Source organism: Chryseobacterium electrogenes, assembly GCF_053553015.1.
The window spans coordinates 2,945,830-2,962,840 of sequence record NZ_JBNPPB010000002.1; the positions used below are offsets into that span (position 1 = coordinate 2,945,830).

The window sequence follows — 17,011 nt, forward strand, 5'->3', positions numbered from 1 at the left end:
TCCTTTTTTGTTTATAATTTTGGTGTGCAAATATAAAACATATTTTTGAAAACTTACAAACAAAAAACTGATTTTCTTCACATTGGTAATGAGCTTATTACATGGTATAAAGAACATGGCAGATGCTTACCCTGGAGAGAATCTATACATCCGTATAATATATGGATAAGCGAAATCGTATTACAACAGACCCAAGTTAAGCAAGGATTACAGCATTATATCAACTTTGTAGAGCGTTTTCCCAACGTGCAAATCCTTAGTGATGCTGAGGAAGATGAAGTCTTAAAGTACTGGAAAGGATTAGGCTATTACTCCAGAGCGATTAATCTGCATAAGGCTTCTCATCAAATTGTTGATGATTATAACGGTGAGTTTCCTAATACATATAAAGAGATTCTTAAGTTGAAAGGAATAGGGAAGTATACTGCATCGGCAATTGCTAGTATTTGTTTTGATGAAAAGATGCCTGCCATTGATGGTAATTTTTATCGCGTGCTGTCAAGATTATTTGCAGATGATTTTGATATTTCTAATTCTAAGGCATTTAATTACTTTTCAGAATTGGCATTGTTAATTATGCCGGACAAAGAAGCAGGCTATTTTAACCAAGCTATTATGGATCTGGGATCAGAGATATGCAAACCGAAAAATCCTATTTGTGGAGATTGTCCTGTTAATAAGAGTTGTTTAGCTTTTTCTACTGGGACGATGTTGGACTTTCCTGTTAAAACTAAAAAAGTTAAAGTAGAAGAATTGGCTTTGAGTTATTATTTTGTTCAATATAAAGATCGGTTTCTAATTAAGAGGCGCGGTGATGATTTTATCTGGAAAAAATTATATGAATTTCCTACGGTTGTACCTGCTGTTTTAGAAAAGTTTATAATGGCGGAAGAAGTTGTTTCGCATAAATTGACGCATAAATCCCTGAAAATTGCAATTTCAACGGTAGTAATAGAAGATGAAAATATTTTTCAGACATTCGCACGACAATTTGATTTTATGATGGTTGATATTCTGGAAGCAGAAGAAAAGTCTTTTCCAAAACCTTTAGAACTATTTTATCATCGTAAAATGAAGCCGAAAAATGAGCTTTAATTTTTTGAGAACGAATAGCTGATGTGGTGGAGTTAGCCTTTGTTTAATTGAAATTAAATGAAGGACGTTGAGAAAATTACCAAAATATTATAATTAAAATCTCTTGAAGTAAGAGAGTTGTTGTATGAAAAGAATATATTATTTTTTCCTGTTTTCAGGGATTCCTTCTTTTGGTCAAGAGATAAAAATCGATTCTGTAGTTATAGATCCGCAGTTGTCTAAGGCAAGTGAAGTGTCGGTTATTAAAAATTTGACGCAAAAGGATATTCTGAAAAATTCTGTCTCTTTATCTGATGTTTTGAGATTTCAGACACCTATTTATATCAAAGAAAATAGTCGAGGTATGGTGTCTTCGCCATCTTTTCGTGGTACGACAAGCCAGCAGACTGCTTTTGTCTGGAACGGAATTAACATTAATTCTCAATTTCTTGCACAAGGCGATGTTAATAATATTTCGTTATTTGGATATGATAATATTGATGTAAAAAGTGGTGGCGGAAGCGTAATCTACGGAAGTGGAGCCATTGGTGGATCTGTCCATCTTAATAATGAGCTAGCTTATGATAAAGGGTTTTCTGCTAATATTTTCACAGAATATGCGTCATACAATACGCTCAATACTTTTCTTAAAACTAATTATAGTAATGATAAAATAAGCGTTCAGGTTTCTGCTAATCATTCTCAAAGTAAGAATGATTATGAAGTTATCAAGAAATATTATGTTAATAGGGATGCGAAATATCTTAATTCTGGGGTTAATTTAGGTTTTGGGTATAAGCTTACAGAAAAGCTCCAATTGTATTTTCAAAGTCAACATTTTGATGGAGAACAACATTATCCAGCTTTGTCGGAGAATTCTGATAGGACAAAATATGACACGCAAACATTCAGAAGTTTATTAGGATTGAAATCTAACTTCAATAATTTTAAAAATGATTTTAAAGTTGCTTATTTAGAGGACAATTTTCAGTATTTTGGTAATGCTAATACGGTAAAGTCAAGTGGAGGGGCAAGCAAACAGTATTTGATTAAAAATGATGCGAGTTTCAATATCACTTCAGCTTCAGAAATTAATTTGATTTCAGAGATTTCACAAGTCAAAGCCGAAGGTTACAGATCCGGAATTGATAAAGTGAGCCGCGATCAAGCTTCGTTTTCGTTGCTTTACAGAAATAGAGCTTTAGAAAAGTTTTATTGGGAATTGGGGGTCAAAAAGGACTTTGTAGAAAATGTTGAGGCGCCTTTTTTATTTTCTGCTGGTGCTTCTTATAGAGTTTTTGATTGGTATAAGACGACGATTAATTTGTCTAAAAACTTCAGGTATCCAAGTTTTAATGATTTGTATTGGCAGCCTGGCGGTAATCTGGACTTAAAACCAGAGGTGTCTTATCAGGTAGAGTTATCTCAGAATTTTAAGGTTAAAAATTTTCAGTTAATCCTTACGCCTTATGCCATGAGGATTTATGATATGATTAGATGGTTGCCCAAAATGGCTAATCTTTGGTCGCCAGTTAATACCAATGATGTTTTGTCTTATGGTTTAGAATCACAAGTTAGATATACTAATCAGTGGGGAAATCATAGATTGTCGGCTCAGGTTGGTTATTCTTACACTAGATCACAAAATGAAGAAACCCAATTGCAGCTAATGTACGTGCCATTGCATAAGGCTAATTTTGGAGTGGATTATAATTACAAATCATTTAGTATTTTTGCGCAAGGACTTTATATAGGAAAGGTTTTTACAAATGATTTAGAAAGCGATAGTTTTTCTATAAAACAATATGCGAGTTTTAATGTTGGTGCTAACTACAATATTACTAAAGCTCTAACAATAGGTTTTAAAGTTAATAACATCACGAATCAAGCTTACGAAAATGTCCAAAATTATTGGATGCCACTTCGTAATTACAGTGGACAAATATTAATAAAATTATAAAATAAATATAGTATGAAATTTTCAAAATTATTAGGTGGTTTTTTTGCGGCTGCTTTACTTTTTACAACAGCTTGTAAGGATGACGAGGTTTTCGAGACTAAAGGTACTTATGAAAACGGATATTTTATCTCTAATGAAGGGGCTTATAAGGCAACTAATGCTGAGGTAACTTATGTTGATAATAACTTTTCTGGACAACAAGATAATATTTACAAAGCTAATAATGCGGGGCAACCATTAGGAGATGTTTTGCAAAGTGTTGCCTTTAATAATGTTAATGCCTATTTGGTAGTCAATAACTCTAACAAAATAGAAGTGGTTAACCGTTATGGATTTAAGAATTTAGCAACAATAACGTCTAATCTTCAACAGCCGAGAAATATCGCTTTTTCTGGCAATTATATGTATGTGACTAATAATAATTTCTTTGATAGTTATTATGTTTCCATTTATAATCTATCAGACTTATCATTTGTAAAGAAAATTTCTTTTGACAGATATGCTGAGAAAATTGTAGAAGCGGCGGGTAATGTATTGGTGCAGACAGATGGTGTAGCTTATGTTGGGAGTAATCCAGTCATTACAGGGCATACGGTAAGTCTTATTAATTCTGCAACAAAAGACGTAGCAAAAGTTATTACACTTCCAGACGCTGGTGAGGTTAAAGATTTGGCTTCTAAAGATAACTTTGCTTATGCCTTGACATCTACTTTTACAGATTCCTTTTTATATAAAATCAATGGAGCTTCAGGAGATGTAACCAATGTTTCTATTGCAGGAATTGCAGGAGCAGAAAAGTTAAAAGTCAGCGGAGATAATCTATACATTCTAGACGGGATGAATAATGTTTATGCAAAGTCAGTAACATCTAGCGCTCCAGCGACTAAGATTTTCACAATTCCTTTTGCTGTTTATGGATTTGATGTAATAGACGGTAAGATTTTTGCGTCTAATCCGGGTAACTTTTCTGTTCCAAGTGAGGTGACGGTATATTCTTTGACGGGAAGTAAGTTGGCATCCTTCAAAGCAGGTGTTGCGACTAACGGATTTTATAAAAACTAAAATATTTTTTTTGGCGTGTCCGCGCAACCAAGCCAAAGCTTTTTTCATTGCTTTTGGTTTTCGGTCGCGCTATCCGCTACAATCATAAAACAAGCGGCGAGCCATAGGCTCGCCGCTTGTTTTATGGATTTTCACTACTATCGCTCACGCGAGATAAGCGATTTCTATTATAGATTTGTCAAAACTTCTTAATTTATCCCATATAAGCACGGTTTTTGCATTGTCATTAACTCAATATTTAAACTTAATTTTGTATAAAATATTAATAAAATGATGCGGGAAAAAATAGTAATTATAGGAGGCGGATTTGCTGGGCTTCAACTTGCTAGAAAACTTAACGGAAGCTCAACCAAAAAAGTAATGATGATTGATAAAGCTAATCATCACATGTTTCAGCCTTTGTTTTATCAAGTTGCCAGTGGTCGTATAGAACCTTCTAATATTTCATTTCCGTTTCGTAAAATATTTCAAAAATCTAAGAATGTCCAATTTCGGATGACAGAGATTAAGGAAATTATCCCTTCAGAAAACAAAATTATTTCTGATGAAGGTACATTTTCTTACGACAAATTAATTATTGCAACAGGTTGTAAAACCAATTTCTTTGGCAATGACAAGATGGAGCATCTAACTTTCGGGATGAAAAATACTCAGGAAGCTATCTCTATCAGAAATAATGTATTGATGTCTTTCGAGAAATTAATCATAGAGAAATCCAGAAGTGACGATGGCAACTGGAATATTGTTATCGTAGGAAGTGGACCTACTGGCGTGGAGCTAGCGGGTGCCTTTGCAGAGATGAAGTACGAGATTCTACCAAGAGATTATCCTCATATGAATTTTGCACCGCTTAAGATTATTCTAATAAGCTCAAGTGATAAGCCTTTGGAGAGCATGAGTCAAGAGTCTCAAGATAAATCCGAAGAATATCTCCACAATATTGGTGTTACTTTTATGAAAAATGAGAGAGTAACAGATTATGATGGCAATACCGTTTTTATGCACAGTGGTAAGAGTATCGCAAGTAATAATGTGATATGGGCTGCTGGTGTTACGGGTAATGTTATAGATGATTTTGCTAAAGAAAATTTAGTTAGAAATCGATACAAAGTAGATCGTTATAATAGAGTTGTTGGATATGATAATATATTTGCCATTGGAGATATAGCATATATGGAAACGCCTGTGTATCCACTGGGTCATCCACAGGTTGCTAATGTGGCAATTAATCAAGGTAAAGTTTTGGGGAATAACCTTCTAAAATCATCTGCCAAAGATTGGAAAGAATTCGAATATGTTGATCGTGGATCTATGGCAACTATCGGGAAACATCGTGCAGTTGTAGATTTACCAAAATTTAAATTTCAAGGTTTTCTTGCTTGGTATTTCTGGATGTTCTTACATTTGATGCTTATTTTGAGTGTGAGAAACAAGTTGGCAATTTTCTTCAATTGGATGTGGAGTTATTTTAATAAAGATTCTTCACTTCGATTAATTATTATTCCATCAAAGAAAAATTTAACAGAACAATGAGAATTGACATTATAAGTGTACTGCCAGAGTTGATGAGAAGTCCGTTTGAGACTTCAATTCTGAAGCGCGCTGTGGACAAAGGATTAGCAGAGATACATTTTCATAACATTAGAGATTATGCTACTAATAAGCATAGGCAGATTGATGATGCGCCATACGGTGGCGGTGCAGGGATGGTAATGATGATAGAGCCATTGGATCTTTGTATTTCAAAATTAAAAGAAGAACGCGACTACGATGAGGTTATCTATATGACGCCTGATGGTGTTACGCTTAACCAAAGGACGGCTAATACCTTGTCTACTTATAAAAATTTGATCTTTTTGTGTGGGCATTATAAAGGTATTGATCAGCGCCTACGAGATCTTCATATCACAAAAGAAATTTCTATTGGCGATTATGTTTTAACGGGTGGAGAATTGGCGGCTTGTGTACTGGCAGATTCTATCATTAGATTATTACCAGGTGTTCTTAATGATGAGCAAAGTGCGCTAACTGATAGCTTTCAGGATGATCTTTTGTCACCACCAATCTATACAAGGCCAGATGTCTATAAAGGTCTAGAAGTCCCGAAAATATTGCTAAGCGGTAATTTTGGTGCAATAGAAAATTGGCTTCATGATGAAGCAGTAAGAATTACCCAAGAACGAAGGCCAGATCTTATGAAATAGATTATCTTCTTAAAATTAAAATGGCCTGTTAATGTACGATTAATAGGCTATTTTTTTGTGGTTAATACAAGGATGTTTATTTGTTTTCATGGATATTCGATAAGGGTTGGAGTTACTTAAGATATATAATTTTCATTGTTTATTTTTAATTTATAACGAATTAATTGTGTGAAAAAACAACAATAATTGTTAATTTTTAAAATTTATCTATTTTATGTGGATTATTCTTTGTTCTTTTGTAATTAAATTAAGGCGTAATTTGTTGAAAAATAATAATATTATTATTGATGTATTATATTTTTAACTAAATTTACACATAATAAAAACTAATAAATATTTATTTTATATTTTAACTGATTATTTGTTCTTTTATATAATTCGAAATATTATAGAACTTATATTCCATAAAATTTAATTTAATTTTTTAATGTAAATTATTGATTTAATGCTTATCTAGCCTTATTGTTAATTTATAAAAGGAATATTTATTGAAATAACCAATAAATAAAAAAAAATTTATATTACAGAATGAAAAGTGCGACTAACTATGTCTACCAGCTAGATAAAGTAGACAAGGAAATTATTTATATGTTGATGGATAATGCCAAATCTTCTCTAGCTCAGATTTCAAAAAATGTTGGAATATCTACAACTGCTGTGCATCAGAGAATCAAAAAATTAGAACAAGCTGGTGTCATAGAAAACTCTATATCCTTTCTTAATCCTAGAAAAATAGGTTATAAAGTAGTATCTTATATAGGTGTTTTCTTAGAGCAACCTAGTCATTATAAAGATGCTATAAAAGCGCTTAATCTTGTTAACGAAGTTGTAGAAGCGCATTATACGACGGGTAACTATACGATATTCCTTAAGGTTCTTTGTCGTGATAATGACCATCTAATGGAGATTCTTAACGAAATTCAAAAACTAAAAGGCGTTACACGTACGGAAACTTTTATTTCCTTAGAACAAAGTATTTACAGACAATTGAAAGTCTAATAACCACATACTATATTACATTAAGAGATGGCTTTGTTTGCCATCTCTTTTTTTTATCTTTGTGTTATTAAATTTTATAAAAATGAATATCGCACAATATTTAGATTCGACATATCTTAAAACTCCTGCTCAGTCTGGATTAACAGAAGAAGAAACTTTACAGAAAGTTAAAGAATTGACACAAGAAGCTGTAGATCATCAATTGTTTGCAGTAATGATTAGACCAGATTACGTTAAGGAAATTAGAAGTTTTATAGATGGTCAGTCCTCAAAAGTAGTCTTAGGTACTGTCATTGGTTTTCATGAAGGTACAGCCTCTGTAGATGATAAATTAAAAGAAGCGCAACAGGCAATTAATGATGGTGTTGATGAGTTAGATTTTGTAATCAATTATGAAGCTTATAAAAGTGGAAATCTTGATTTAGTTAAAAATGAATATATCAACTGCACTAAGTTGGCTTTGGATAACAATAAGGTCGCTAAGTGGATTATAGAAATTGCGGCTTTGACGGATTCTCAAATAATAGATTTAACGGCTAATATTTGGGCTTGGACTCAGGAAAACTTTAGTTCAGAAAACTATTCTAAGATTTTCGTTAAGTCATCTACCGGATTTTTTATTACAGAAAATGGGAAGCCTAATGGCGCTACCAAAGAAGCTGTTAGGTTGATGTTGGATCATGCGGGGCAATTACCTGTAAAGGCAGCTGGTGGGGTAAGAACACCAGATGAGGCTAGAGAAATGATAGAAATGGGTGTTAAGCGTATAGGAACTTCATCTGCTTTAGCTTTAACTAAAGGGCAAGAAACTGATTCTGGATACTAGGATTATGAGAATAGAATATAAAAAAAACCTTTGCAATTGCAAAGGTTTTTTTATGTTTTCGATAGGATCTATTATTGTTTGATGATTTGAGTAACACGTTGTGTGTTGTCATCTAGTACATAACGCATAAGATACTTGCCAGACTTTAGTTTGTCTAATCTGATTTCTGCAGAGTTCATGTTAACTTGATATTCTGCAACTTGTACACCTAGAATAGAAAAGAAAGACACAGACTTTATCTTAGTGTTAGCATCTTTAGTTTTTATAACGATAAAATCTCTTGCAGGATTAGGGGTCACTACCATGACACCGTCATCGCTTTTAATATTAGAGCTAGCGTTAGAAAAGGTATTGTTTACCTGTGCCTTCAGAGATTCTGAGAACATTAATGTGGTACCAATAAATAATATAAATAGTAAAAATTTTTTCATTAGCTTGTAACTTATTTAAGCCTTAATAAACAAAAGTATTTAATTTCAAATTAATATACAACAATTATATCCAAAAGTGTATTAAATTTGTATAAAATTTTATAGTATCATGTTTACAAGAAATAGAAGACTAAGAACCAATGCTGCAATCAGAAATCTAATCCGTGAAACTACACTTACTACTGACGATTTTGTCTTACCAATGTTCGTCATGGAAGGTAATAGCAAAAAGGAGGCCATTTCTTCTATGCCGGGTGTTTTTCGTCAATCTTTAGATCTTACCGTACAGCAAATTAAAGAAAACTATCAATTAGGAATAAAAGCTGTTAACCTATATATGAAGGTATCTGACCATCTTAAGGATAATGGTGGTGCAGAATCTTGGAATCCTAATGGACTAATGCAAAATACTATAAAAGCTATAAAAGATGCTGTACCAGAAGTTATCATTATGCCAGATATTGCCTTAGATCCTTATTCAATTTACGGACATGATGGGATTATCAAAAACGGAAAAATAGATAATGATTCTACATTAGACGCTTTAGCAAAAATGTCGGTATCATTGGCAGAAGCGGGGGCAGACATTCTGGCACCTAGTGACATGATGGATGGCAGAGTTTGGGCTATGAGAAAAGCATTAGAAGAAAATGGTTTTGATGATGTAGGTATTCTTTCTTATGCTGCCAAATATGCAAGTTCTTTTTATGGCCCTTTTAGAAGTGCCTTAGACAGTGCGCCGATCGATTCTCAGGATATCCCGACGGATAAAAAAACATATCAAATGGATTTTCATAATTCTCGTGAAGCCATAAAAGAAGTCTTAGACGATGTAGAAGAAGGAGCGGATATCATTATGATAAAACCAGGTATGCCTTATCTGGATATTGTATCTAAAATTAGAGAATTAATTACGCAACCTATCGCGGTCTACCAAGTGAGTGGAGAATATGCTATGCTGAAAGCCGCTGCCCAAAATGGTTGGTTGGATAATGATAAGGTTTTGATAGAAAGTTTAACCAGCTTCAAGCGAGCAGGAGCAGATATGATTTTTACTTATGCAGCGCCAGAAGTTGCAAAATTGCTTAATCAATAATTTTTTTAGGAGCTAATCCTGCTGTCCACTATATCTTTTTCTTTTGTCACTCGGATGGCTTCGCTTTGCTCCGCCACCTCACTCCAGAAGAAAAAGGATGCCGTTTCCATCAGGGCTAGAAAAATGTGTATAACTAAGAAGAGTTTCCCAATTAATAGGAAACTCTTCTTGCTTTATAATAAGATATTATTCAAGGCTTTGATAATCATTTTGATCTACAAGGCTCTGCGGTAATTGTTTTTTATTTTTAATACCGAGGTCTTTTAATTTTAAAGTTTGAGTAACCAGATTATCTTTTCCTGTAGATAATTGTTTATAAGCATCTTGATAAGAATTGTTAGCAATCTCAATATTCTTTCCTATTTTCTCAAGATTATCTACAAAACCAACAAATTTATCATACAATTTAGCACCGCGGTCAGCAATTTCCATAGCATTTTTATTTTGATATTCGCGTTTCCAAAGATCTTCAATCAACTTAAGAGATGTGATGAGATTGGTAGGGTTTAATAACAAAATACGCTTATCATAAGCATAACTCCAAAGATGAGGTTCTGCTTGTATTGCAGCAATGTAAGCCGCCTCATTTGGGATAAACATCATCACAAAATCTAAGGATTTATCATAATCATCATATGCTTTTTGGCTCAATTGATTAATGTGATTCTTAACCGAAGCCAAATGTTGTTGCTGTTTAATTTTAAAAACATCAGCGTCTTCCTCATCCACCATTTCTATAAAAGCGGTTAGAGAAACTTTGCTGTCAATAATAACATTACGATTATCAGGGTATTTTATGACGGCATCTGGGCGCATTTTCTTACCAGAAAACTCAGAAAAAAGCGCTTTATTATCTTCGTCCCGAAGTTGATGTTCTAAGAAATATTCTTGATTTTTTATCAGTCCAGATTTCTCCAAAATACTTTCTAGGATCATCTCTCCCCAATTACCTTGAGTTTTACTTTCTCCCTTCAAGGCTCGCGTTAATTTTTTAGCATCATCGGAGATTTGTTGGTTGAGATCTTTTAGCTCACGGACTTTTTCGCCAAGAGAAAAGCGTTCTTTGGCTTCTTTATCATAAGTGTCGTTGACAGTTTTTTTCAGTTCATTAATATTTTTCTCAAAAGGCTCTAAGATATTCTTAAGATTAAGCTGATTCATGTTAGTGAATTTCTCTGTTTTTTCTTCCAGAATTTGATTCGCTACTTTTTCAAACTGAAGTTTAGTTTGCTCTTGTATAGACTGTATTTCCTCTTTTTGTTGTATCAATTGAGCTTGCAAATGGTCATTTTTTGATTTTAATTCTACATTTTCACCAAATAGATTTTGTTTTTCGAGGATGGTTTGGTCAGAAAGCTCCGTTTGCTTTTGTATGTTATATCGGTATTCCTCAAGATGCTGAAAAAGATTTTGATTTTCGGCTTGAGATTTAATATACTTCTGATTAACATCGTCATAAGATGAGCGACTAACGTGATTGGATTTTAATGTGAAATAAATTAAAATTCCGCCAAGGATAATCCCTATAATAAGGGCAATAATTATAAAAAAGTTGTCCACAATGATTGGTTAAGATTCTTGTTCTAATTGTTGTTTGCAGTGTTCTAAGTCTTTTTTTGCCTCGTCAGATAAAGTGGGAAAAGATAGATCCATTCCTTCTAAAGTATTAACAATAATCTGAAGTGCTGCATAGCGAGAATACCATTTTTTATCAGCCGGAATTACATGCCAAGGTGCATCGTCTGTGCTGGTTTCTTGTATGGCTTTTTCATACGCTTTCATATAATCATCCCAATGTTGACGTTCTGATAAATCGGCAGAAGAAAATTTCCAGTTTTTATTGTCTTCATTGATACGATCAAGGAAACGTTGTTTTTGCTCTTCTTTAGAAACATTAAGGAAAATCTTAATAATTTTTGTCCCATTCTGAATCATGTGTTTTTCGAAATTTCTGATACTCTCATATCGCTTATTCCAAAATTTATCATCAAAATCTTTGACATCGGTCCATACTTTTTCTTTAAGATTATATTCTGGATGGATTTTGCAAACCAAGACATTTTCATAATGAGAACGATTAAAAATGCCAATTTTTCCTTTTGCAGGAAGCGCGATGTAATGTCTCCAAAGGAAATCATGGCTATATTCTTTGGAGCTTGGCGATTTAAAACTTGTTACCTCACATCCTTGTGGATTAATACCTCCAAAAACATGCTCTATAAGGCTGTCTTTGCCTGCAGCATCCATTGCTTGTAATACGATTAATACGGACTGGCTATCGTCGGCGTATAATTTTTCTTGCAGAAGATGTAGTTTTTCTTTTTCTGTTGCTATTGTTTCTGCTGTATTTTCTTTGGTTAGTTCACCATGGTAAGAAGTAGCATGTTTTTTTAATTCAAATTTCTTTGCGTCTTTTATTACTAAGTTTTTTAACTCTTTGTCCATCATATTTTTTTTAGATAGGTAAAAATAACAAAAAACCGCTTCCTAAGAAACGGTTTTTATATCAATCGTATGATGATTGGATTATTTTTTGCTTGCAGCGACTTGCTTTTTAGCTGATTTGCTTTCTGCTTCTACAGATGATGCTTTCATAGATAGAGCGGGAGCAGCTTCTTGTGCATTATCTACTACATTTCCTTGGATCCAGATTACAGTTCTTTCGTTATCAGGGTCGTTAGAATAGACTTCTATTAGCTTTTTAAAAGAACCTTTAAGTTCGGTATTATAACCAACTTTTATTTGTCCTGTTTTTCCTGGTAAGATAGGGTTCTTGCTCCATTCTGGAGTTGTACATCCACATTGTGGCTTTATGTCGTTAAGAATTAAAGGTTTTGTTCCTGTATTTTTTACTGTAAAAAATCTGTGACCATCGCTTCCTGTCTTTACGTCACCATATTCTAAGGTTGTTTTGTCAAAAGAGATCGTTTGTGCAGATACTAATCCAAATCCTGCAATCGCAAGAAAAGTGAAAAATGCTTTTTTCATATTATAAATATTTATTTGTAAAAATAATTTAAGAATCAAATTTATAAATAAATTCAAATATAACGACAAATAATTTTTGTTTATCTTATTTTTGTAGATTGTAAGTCATAAAAAATTAAATCATGCCAATAGCAGATAAATACAATCCTCAAGAAACTGAACAAAAATGGTATAATTACTGGTTAGAGAATAAATATTTTCATTCAGTTCCAGATAATAGACCACCTTACACCGTTGTTATCCCGCCACCTAACGTGACAGGGATTTTGCACATGGGACACATGTTAAACAATACGTTACAAGATGTTTTGGTCAGAAGAGCACGTATGCAAGGTTATAATGCTTGTTGGGTTCCTGGTACAGATCACGCATCTATCGCTACAGAAGCTAAAGTTGTTGCAAAACTAAAGGAGCAAGGTATCGCTAAAAAAGATATTGGTAGAGAGAAGTTCTTAGAGCACGCTTGGGAGTGGACGCATCAATATGGTGGGACTATCTTAGATCAGCTTAAGAAATTAGGATGTTCTTGTGATTGGGATCGTACAAGATTTACCTTAGAGGATAACTTGTCACAATCTGTTATTAAAGTTTTTGTAGATCTTTACAATAAAGGACTTATCTATCGTGGTTACAAGATTGTTAATTGGGATCCAGAGGCTAAAACTAATATCTCTGACGAAGAAGTTATTTTTAAAGAACAAAACGGAAAATTATATTTCCTTAAATATAAAATTGAAGGCACAGAAGAATTTTTAACCGTTGCAACCACACGTCCAGAAACTATTTTTGGAGATGTTGCAGTGTGTGTTAATCCTCTTGACGAGCGTTACCAACACCTGAAAGGGAAAAGTGTAATTGTACCAATTGTTAATCGTGTTATCCCGATTATCGAGGATGAGTATGTTGATATAGAATTCGGGACTGGTGCTCTTAAGATTACGCCTGCGCATGACGTTAATGACTATGCAATTGGTCAGAAACATCAACTTCCAATGATAGATTCTATGGATGATGATGCTAATCTTAACGACAACGCGATGCATTATGCTGGTAAAAACAGATTTGTCGTTCGTAAAGAAATTGCTAAAGAATTAGAAGCTAATAATCTTTTGTTAAAAGCCGAAGATTATGTTAATAAAGTAGGAACATCGGAGAGAACGGGCGCGGTTATAGAGCCTAAAGTTTCTGTACAATGGTTCCTTAAAATGTCTACTTTGGCTAAGCCAGCGTTGGATGTTGTGATGGATGATGAGGTTAAATTTTATCCTGAGAAATTCAAAAATACTTATAAACATTGGATGGAAAATGTTCATGATTGGAACATTTCTCGTCAACTTTGGTGGGGACAACGCATCCCAGCATTTTATTATGGTGAAGGAGAGACTGATTTTGTTGTTGCAGAAACCATTAATGACGCTTTAGTTTTAGCTCAAGAAAAAACTAACAATCCAGAATTAACAGTAGATCAGTTAAGACAAGATGAAGATGCCTTAGATACATGGTTCTCGTCATGGTTATGGCCAATGTCTGTTTTCGAAGGGATTTTAGATCCAGATAATGAAGAGATTAATTATTATTATCCAACTTCAGATTTGGTGACGGGACCAGATATTATTTTCTTCTGGGTTGCGAGAATGGTGATGGCAGGTCTAGAATATCGTAAAGAAGTACCTTTCAAAAATGTATATTTTACGGGAATTGTTAGAGATAAGCAACGTCGCAAGATGTCTAAGTCTCTAGGTAATTCTCCAGATCCAATAGAATTGATTGAGAAATATGGAGCAGATGGCGTTAGAGTAGGGATATTGTTAAGTTCTGCAGCAGGTAATGATCTTTTGTTTGATGAAGATCTTATGTTGCAAGGGCGTAATTTTGCAACTAAAATCTGGAATGCTTATAAGCTAACACAAAGCTGGAAAACTGATGATAGCATTAAGGCTAATGCGGGAGATCAACAAGCAATAGAATGGTTTGAGCAACAGCTTAATAAAAGCATCTTAGAAGTTGAAGATCATTTCTCTAAATTCAGGATTTCTGATGCACTTCATACAATTTATAAATTAGTATGGGACGATTATTGTTCTTGGTATCTAGAAGCGGTAAAACCTAATTATGGTGAGGCTATTAGCACAGAAGTTTACCAAAAAACAATTTCTCTTTTCGAAGAGTTGATGAAGTTATTGCATCCATTTATGCCATTTTTAACAGAAGAATTGTGGCAAAATACGCAAGACAGAAGTATCCAAGAAGCTCTAATTATTACTCAGCAGAAGAAGTCAGATTCTTTTGATTCTGATAAAATTAAAGCATTTGATTTTGCTAAAGAAGTTATCTCAGGTGTAAGAAACTACCGTCAATCTAAAGGTATTTCGCCAAGAGAAGAGGTAGAAGTTTTCACCAACGCAACTGCTTTAGAGAATCAAGATGTTGTGGTAAAGTTGTCTAATATTTCTAAAATTAATTTTTGGGAAAAGACTGATAAACCAACATTTAGTTTCTTGGTCGGTTCTACTGAGTTTGCCATTCCGTTAAGTGAGAGTCTAGACTTAGAAGAAGAAAAAGCAAAAACAGAAGAAGAAATAAAATATCTTAAAGGCTTTTTAATTTCTGTAGAAAAGAAATTATCTAATGAAAAATTTATGGCTGGTGCGCCACAACAAGTTGTAGATAACGAGTTGAAAAAACAGAAAGACGCACAAGACAAAATTATTATTTTAGAAGAAAAGCTTAAAACATTGTAAAACGTTAAGAATTATTCTTAACTTTAGATAACAGATGAGTCATATAGGAAATATAAAGAAATTATTTTCAAAGAATTTTGTAGAAAGTCCTTTGATAGAAACCTTCGAAGCAGGACGTCTACAACTTACCTCTGGTCATATTGTGGTTTGCGATCCTGTAATAACACCGGATAAGACTGCCTTTAGACAGGTTTTTCCGATAGGTAATTTTAGCATTTTTGTGCATAAAGAGAGGGATAGTAATTGCATCGCATATTCAGAAGTTGTTTTTGGAGATGATGAGATTAGCAATTGGGAGATGGCATTGTGTGATAATCAAAATCTAAATGACCTAGTAGAAGGTGAGATTTTCGGGTTTCCGGTTGAGTCTGGTATGGCTGCAGTAATGGATTTTGAAACTCAAACTGAAATAGGTAATCTAGAACAGGAACTTTTTAAGAAAAAAGGCGTAGATTTCAAAGGGATTTTTGAAGAATTCTTCCAACCGTATTTTTATGATGTAGATGGTGCGATAGATCAATTTGCAATCATGAAACCTTACGAGGATAAAGCCGAAAATATGTTGACTTTTGAGGCTGGATACGGAGAAGGATTTTATGCTTCTTATATTGGTTATAATAAAGATAACATCCCACAAAAATTAGTAACCGAGTTTATAGAAATACAGTAACTTGTTATGATTATTAAGAAAGATAAACATCCAAATGTCGTTGTAGTTGGTAGTTCTTCCATAGATTTTGTTTTGGAAACACCCAAAATTCCGCAGGCTAATGATACTGTTTTAGCATCAGAATCCAAGAATGTTTTAGGAGGTAAAGGAGCTAATCAAGCTATTGGCACAGCAAGACTAGGAGCACATGTCTCATTGGTAAGTTGTGTTGGGATGGATCCCTACGGACAGCAAGTGATGCGTAATCTTTCGGATGAAGGTGTTAATGTTGGATTTGTAAGAGAAACGGATGAGCCTACAGGAACTGCCTATGTAACAACTTCCAAAGAAGGTAATGCAATTGTGGTGATACCAGCAGCTAACTATTGCCTTAGTCCTGCTTATATTGATGATGCAGAAAAGCATATTGCTGCTGCAGATTTGGTATTAACACAATTAGAAATTCCAATAGAAAGTTTTGATCATTTGGTTAAAAAATGCAAAAGACTTAATAAGAAACTTGGTATTTATGCAGCGCCTGCAAAAAAACTATCTCAGGAAGCTATAGAATTTGCAACTTTTATTGTTGCTAAAAGTCAAGATCTTAGAACGCTTTTTGGAGATGAAAATGTTGAGGATATTTTGAAACATTATCCTAATAAGTTATTCTTAAGGGATGATGCTAATTCTACCAGCTATTTTAATGGAGAAGAAATGAAATATTTCCGTAAAAATCCAGAAAAAATGACCAATAAAATGGGCATGGGAGATGCTTTTACATCAGGGTTTTCTATTGCATATGTGCATGATAATTCTATAGAAGATTGTGTGAAATTAGGTAATAAAATTGCGCTAAAAGTAGCAGAAGAGTTAGATTCTCAGAGAGGTTTACCTTATCTTAAAGATATAGTATAAACTTATTTACTACATATCGTTAGTATAAATTTATAATCATAAAACTTATACTATCTCATAAAAAAT

The 17,011-nt window shown here is 33.6% G+C and carries 15 protein-coding genes; 11 read left to right on the forward strand and 4 right to left on the reverse strand.

Annotated features, from left to right (window positions below; all coding sequences use genetic code 11):
• The first annotated feature begins 45 nt into the window (after window positions 1-45).
• The 7 genes from mutY to deoC all read left to right on the forward strand — a co-directional run bounded on the left by mutY (window position 46) and on the right by deoC (window position 8,125).
• Window positions 46-1,095 (forward strand): A/G-specific adenine glycosylase, encoded by a 1,050-nt coding sequence (mutY, locus tag ACQQ6V_RS13595; protein WP_448846045.1) that lies wholly within the window; start codon window positions 46-48, stop codon window positions 1,093-1,095.
• Between the two features lie 124 nt (window positions 1,096-1,219).
• The gene (locus ACQQ6V_RS13600) at window positions 1,220-3,034 is read left to right on the forward strand and encodes a TonB-dependent receptor (RefSeq protein ID WP_448846046.1); all 1,815 of its coding nucleotides are present in this window, start codon (window positions 1,220-1,222) and stop codon (window positions 3,032-3,034) included.
• A gap of 12 nt (window positions 3,035-3,046) precedes the next feature.
• Entirely contained in the window at window positions 3,047-4,096 is a 1,050-nt protein-coding gene (locus tag ACQQ6V_RS13605) for a DUF5074 domain-containing protein (protein WP_448846047.1), read from the forward strand.
• 273 nt (window positions 4,097-4,369) lie between these two features.
• Window positions 4,370-5,629, forward strand: a complete 1,260-nt coding sequence (locus ACQQ6V_RS13610; protein WP_448846213.1) for an NAD(P)/FAD-dependent oxidoreductase — start codon at window positions 4,370-4,372, stop codon at window positions 5,627-5,629.
• The gene (gene trmD, locus ACQQ6V_RS13615; protein ID WP_448846048.1) at window positions 5,626-6,300 is read left to right on the forward strand and encodes a tRNA (guanosine(37)-N1)-methyltransferase TrmD; all 675 of its coding nucleotides are present in this window, start codon (window positions 5,626-5,628) and stop codon (window positions 6,298-6,300) included. The genes ACQQ6V_RS13610 and trmD overlap by 4 nt, the downstream gene beginning before the upstream one ends.
• 528 nt (window positions 6,301-6,828) lie before the next feature.
• Window positions 6,829-7,299: an Lrp/AsnC ligand binding domain-containing protein gene (locus tag ACQQ6V_RS13620; protein WP_448846049.1), complete on the forward strand. Its 471-nt coding sequence runs from the start codon at window positions 6,829-6,831 to the stop codon at window positions 7,297-7,299.
• 82 nt (window positions 7,300-7,381) lie between these two features.
• Complete coding sequence (gene deoC, locus ACQQ6V_RS13625) at window positions 7,382-8,125, forward strand: deoxyribose-phosphate aldolase (RefSeq protein WP_448846050.1); 744 nt, start codon at window positions 7,382-7,384, stop codon at window positions 8,123-8,125.
• Window positions 8,126-8,196: 71 nt separating this feature from the next.
• On the opposite strand, the gene ACQQ6V_RS13630 is transcribed toward deoC, so the two are convergent.
• Window positions 8,197-8,556, reverse strand: coding sequence for a T9SS type A sorting domain-containing protein (locus tag ACQQ6V_RS13630; RefSeq protein WP_448846051.1), 360 nt, complete (start codon window positions 8,554-8,556; stop codon window positions 8,197-8,199).
• 109 nt (window positions 8,557-8,665) lie between these two features.
• Here ACQQ6V_RS13630 and hemB point away from each other — a divergent pair, with 109 nt between their 5' ends.
• On the forward strand, window positions 8,666-9,652 hold the full coding sequence (gene hemB / locus ACQQ6V_RS13635; RefSeq protein ID WP_448846052.1) for a porphobilinogen synthase: 987 nt from the start codon (window positions 8,666-8,668) through the stop codon (window positions 9,650-9,652).
• A 186-nt stretch (window positions 9,653-9,838) separates the two neighbouring features.
• Here the strand turns inward: hemB and ACQQ6V_RS13640 are convergent, their stop codons facing one another.
• From ACQQ6V_RS13640 to ACQQ6V_RS13650, 3 genes are all read right to left on the reverse strand, one after another.
• Window positions 9,839-11,212: a DNA recombination protein RmuC gene (locus ACQQ6V_RS13640; protein WP_448846053.1), complete on the reverse strand. Its 1,374-nt coding sequence runs from the start codon at window positions 11,210-11,212 to the stop codon at window positions 9,839-9,841.
• A 9-nt stretch (window positions 11,213-11,221) separates the two neighbouring features.
• A complete protein-coding gene (locus tag ACQQ6V_RS13645) occupies window positions 11,222-12,097 on the reverse strand; it encodes a PPK2 family polyphosphate kinase (RefSeq protein ID WP_448846214.1) in 876 nt (291 codons plus the stop codon).
• Between the two features lie 81 nt (window positions 12,098-12,178).
• Window positions 12,179-12,640, reverse strand: coding sequence for a DUF1573 domain-containing protein (locus ACQQ6V_RS13650; RefSeq protein ID WP_448846054.1), 462 nt, complete (start codon window positions 12,638-12,640; stop codon window positions 12,179-12,181).
• A 122-nt stretch (window positions 12,641-12,762) separates the two neighbouring features.
• Between ACQQ6V_RS13650 and ACQQ6V_RS13655 the strand changes: the two genes are divergently transcribed.
• From ACQQ6V_RS13655 to ACQQ6V_RS13665, 3 genes are read left to right on the forward strand one after another with little or no spacing between them, the layout of a single operon-like run.
• The gene (locus tag ACQQ6V_RS13655) at window positions 12,763-15,381 is read left to right on the forward strand and encodes a valine--tRNA ligase (RefSeq protein ID WP_448846055.1); all 2,619 of its coding nucleotides are present in this window, start codon (window positions 12,763-12,765) and stop codon (window positions 15,379-15,381) included.
• Window positions 15,382-15,415: 34 nt separating this feature from the next.
• Window positions 15,416-16,051: a DUF4241 domain-containing protein gene (locus ACQQ6V_RS13660; protein WP_448846056.1), complete on the forward strand. Its 636-nt coding sequence runs from the start codon at window positions 15,416-15,418 to the stop codon at window positions 16,049-16,051.
• Window positions 16,052-16,057: 6 nt separating this feature from the next.
• Window positions 16,058-16,945, forward strand: a complete 888-nt coding sequence (locus tag ACQQ6V_RS13665; RefSeq protein ID WP_448846057.1) for a PfkB family carbohydrate kinase — start codon at window positions 16,058-16,060, stop codon at window positions 16,943-16,945.
• Window positions 16,946-17,011 lie beyond the last annotated feature (66 nt).

Coding starts and splice junctions, on each gene's coding strand:
- ACQQ6V_RS13605 (WP_448846047.1), top strand. CDS start 3,047: ATGAAATTTTCAAAATTATTAGGTGGTTTTTTTGCGGCTGCTTTACTT.
- hemB (WP_448846052.1), top strand. CDS start 8,666: ATGTTTACAAGAAATAGAAGACTAAGAACCAATGCTGCAATCAGAAAT.
- ACQQ6V_RS13660 (WP_448846056.1), top strand. CDS start 15,416: ATGAGTCATATAGGAAATATAAAGAAATTATTTTCAAAGAATTTTGTA.
- ACQQ6V_RS13610 (WP_448846213.1), top strand. CDS start 4,370: ATGCGGGAAAAAATAGTAATTATAGGAGGCGGATTTGCTGGGCTTCAA.
- ACQQ6V_RS13600 (WP_448846046.1), top strand. CDS start 1,220: ATGAAAAGAATATATTATTTTTTCCTGTTTTCAGGGATTCCTTCTTTT.
- ACQQ6V_RS13665 (WP_448846057.1), top strand. CDS start 16,058: ATGATTATTAAGAAAGATAAACATCCAAATGTCGTTGTAGTTGGTAGT.
- trmD (WP_448846048.1), top strand. CDS start 5,626: ATGAGAATTGACATTATAAGTGTACTGCCAGAGTTGATGAGAAGTCCG.
- ACQQ6V_RS13620 (WP_448846049.1), top strand. CDS start 6,829: ATGAAAAGTGCGACTAACTATGTCTACCAGCTAGATAAAGTAGACAAG.
- ACQQ6V_RS13655 (WP_448846055.1), top strand. CDS start 12,763: ATGCCAATAGCAGATAAATACAATCCTCAAGAAACTGAACAAAAATGG.
- ACQQ6V_RS13645 (WP_448846214.1), bottom strand. CDS start 12,097: ATGGACAAAGAGTTAAAAAACTTAGTAATAAAAGACGCAAAGAAATTT.
- ACQQ6V_RS13630 (WP_448846051.1), bottom strand. CDS start 8,556: ATGAAAAAATTTTTACTATTTATATTATTTATTGGTACCACATTAATG.
- ACQQ6V_RS13650 (WP_448846054.1), bottom strand. CDS start 12,640: ATGAAAAAAGCATTTTTCACTTTTCTTGCGATTGCAGGATTTGGATTA.
- deoC (WP_448846050.1), top strand. CDS start 7,382: ATGAATATCGCACAATATTTAGATTCGACATATCTTAAAACTCCTGCT.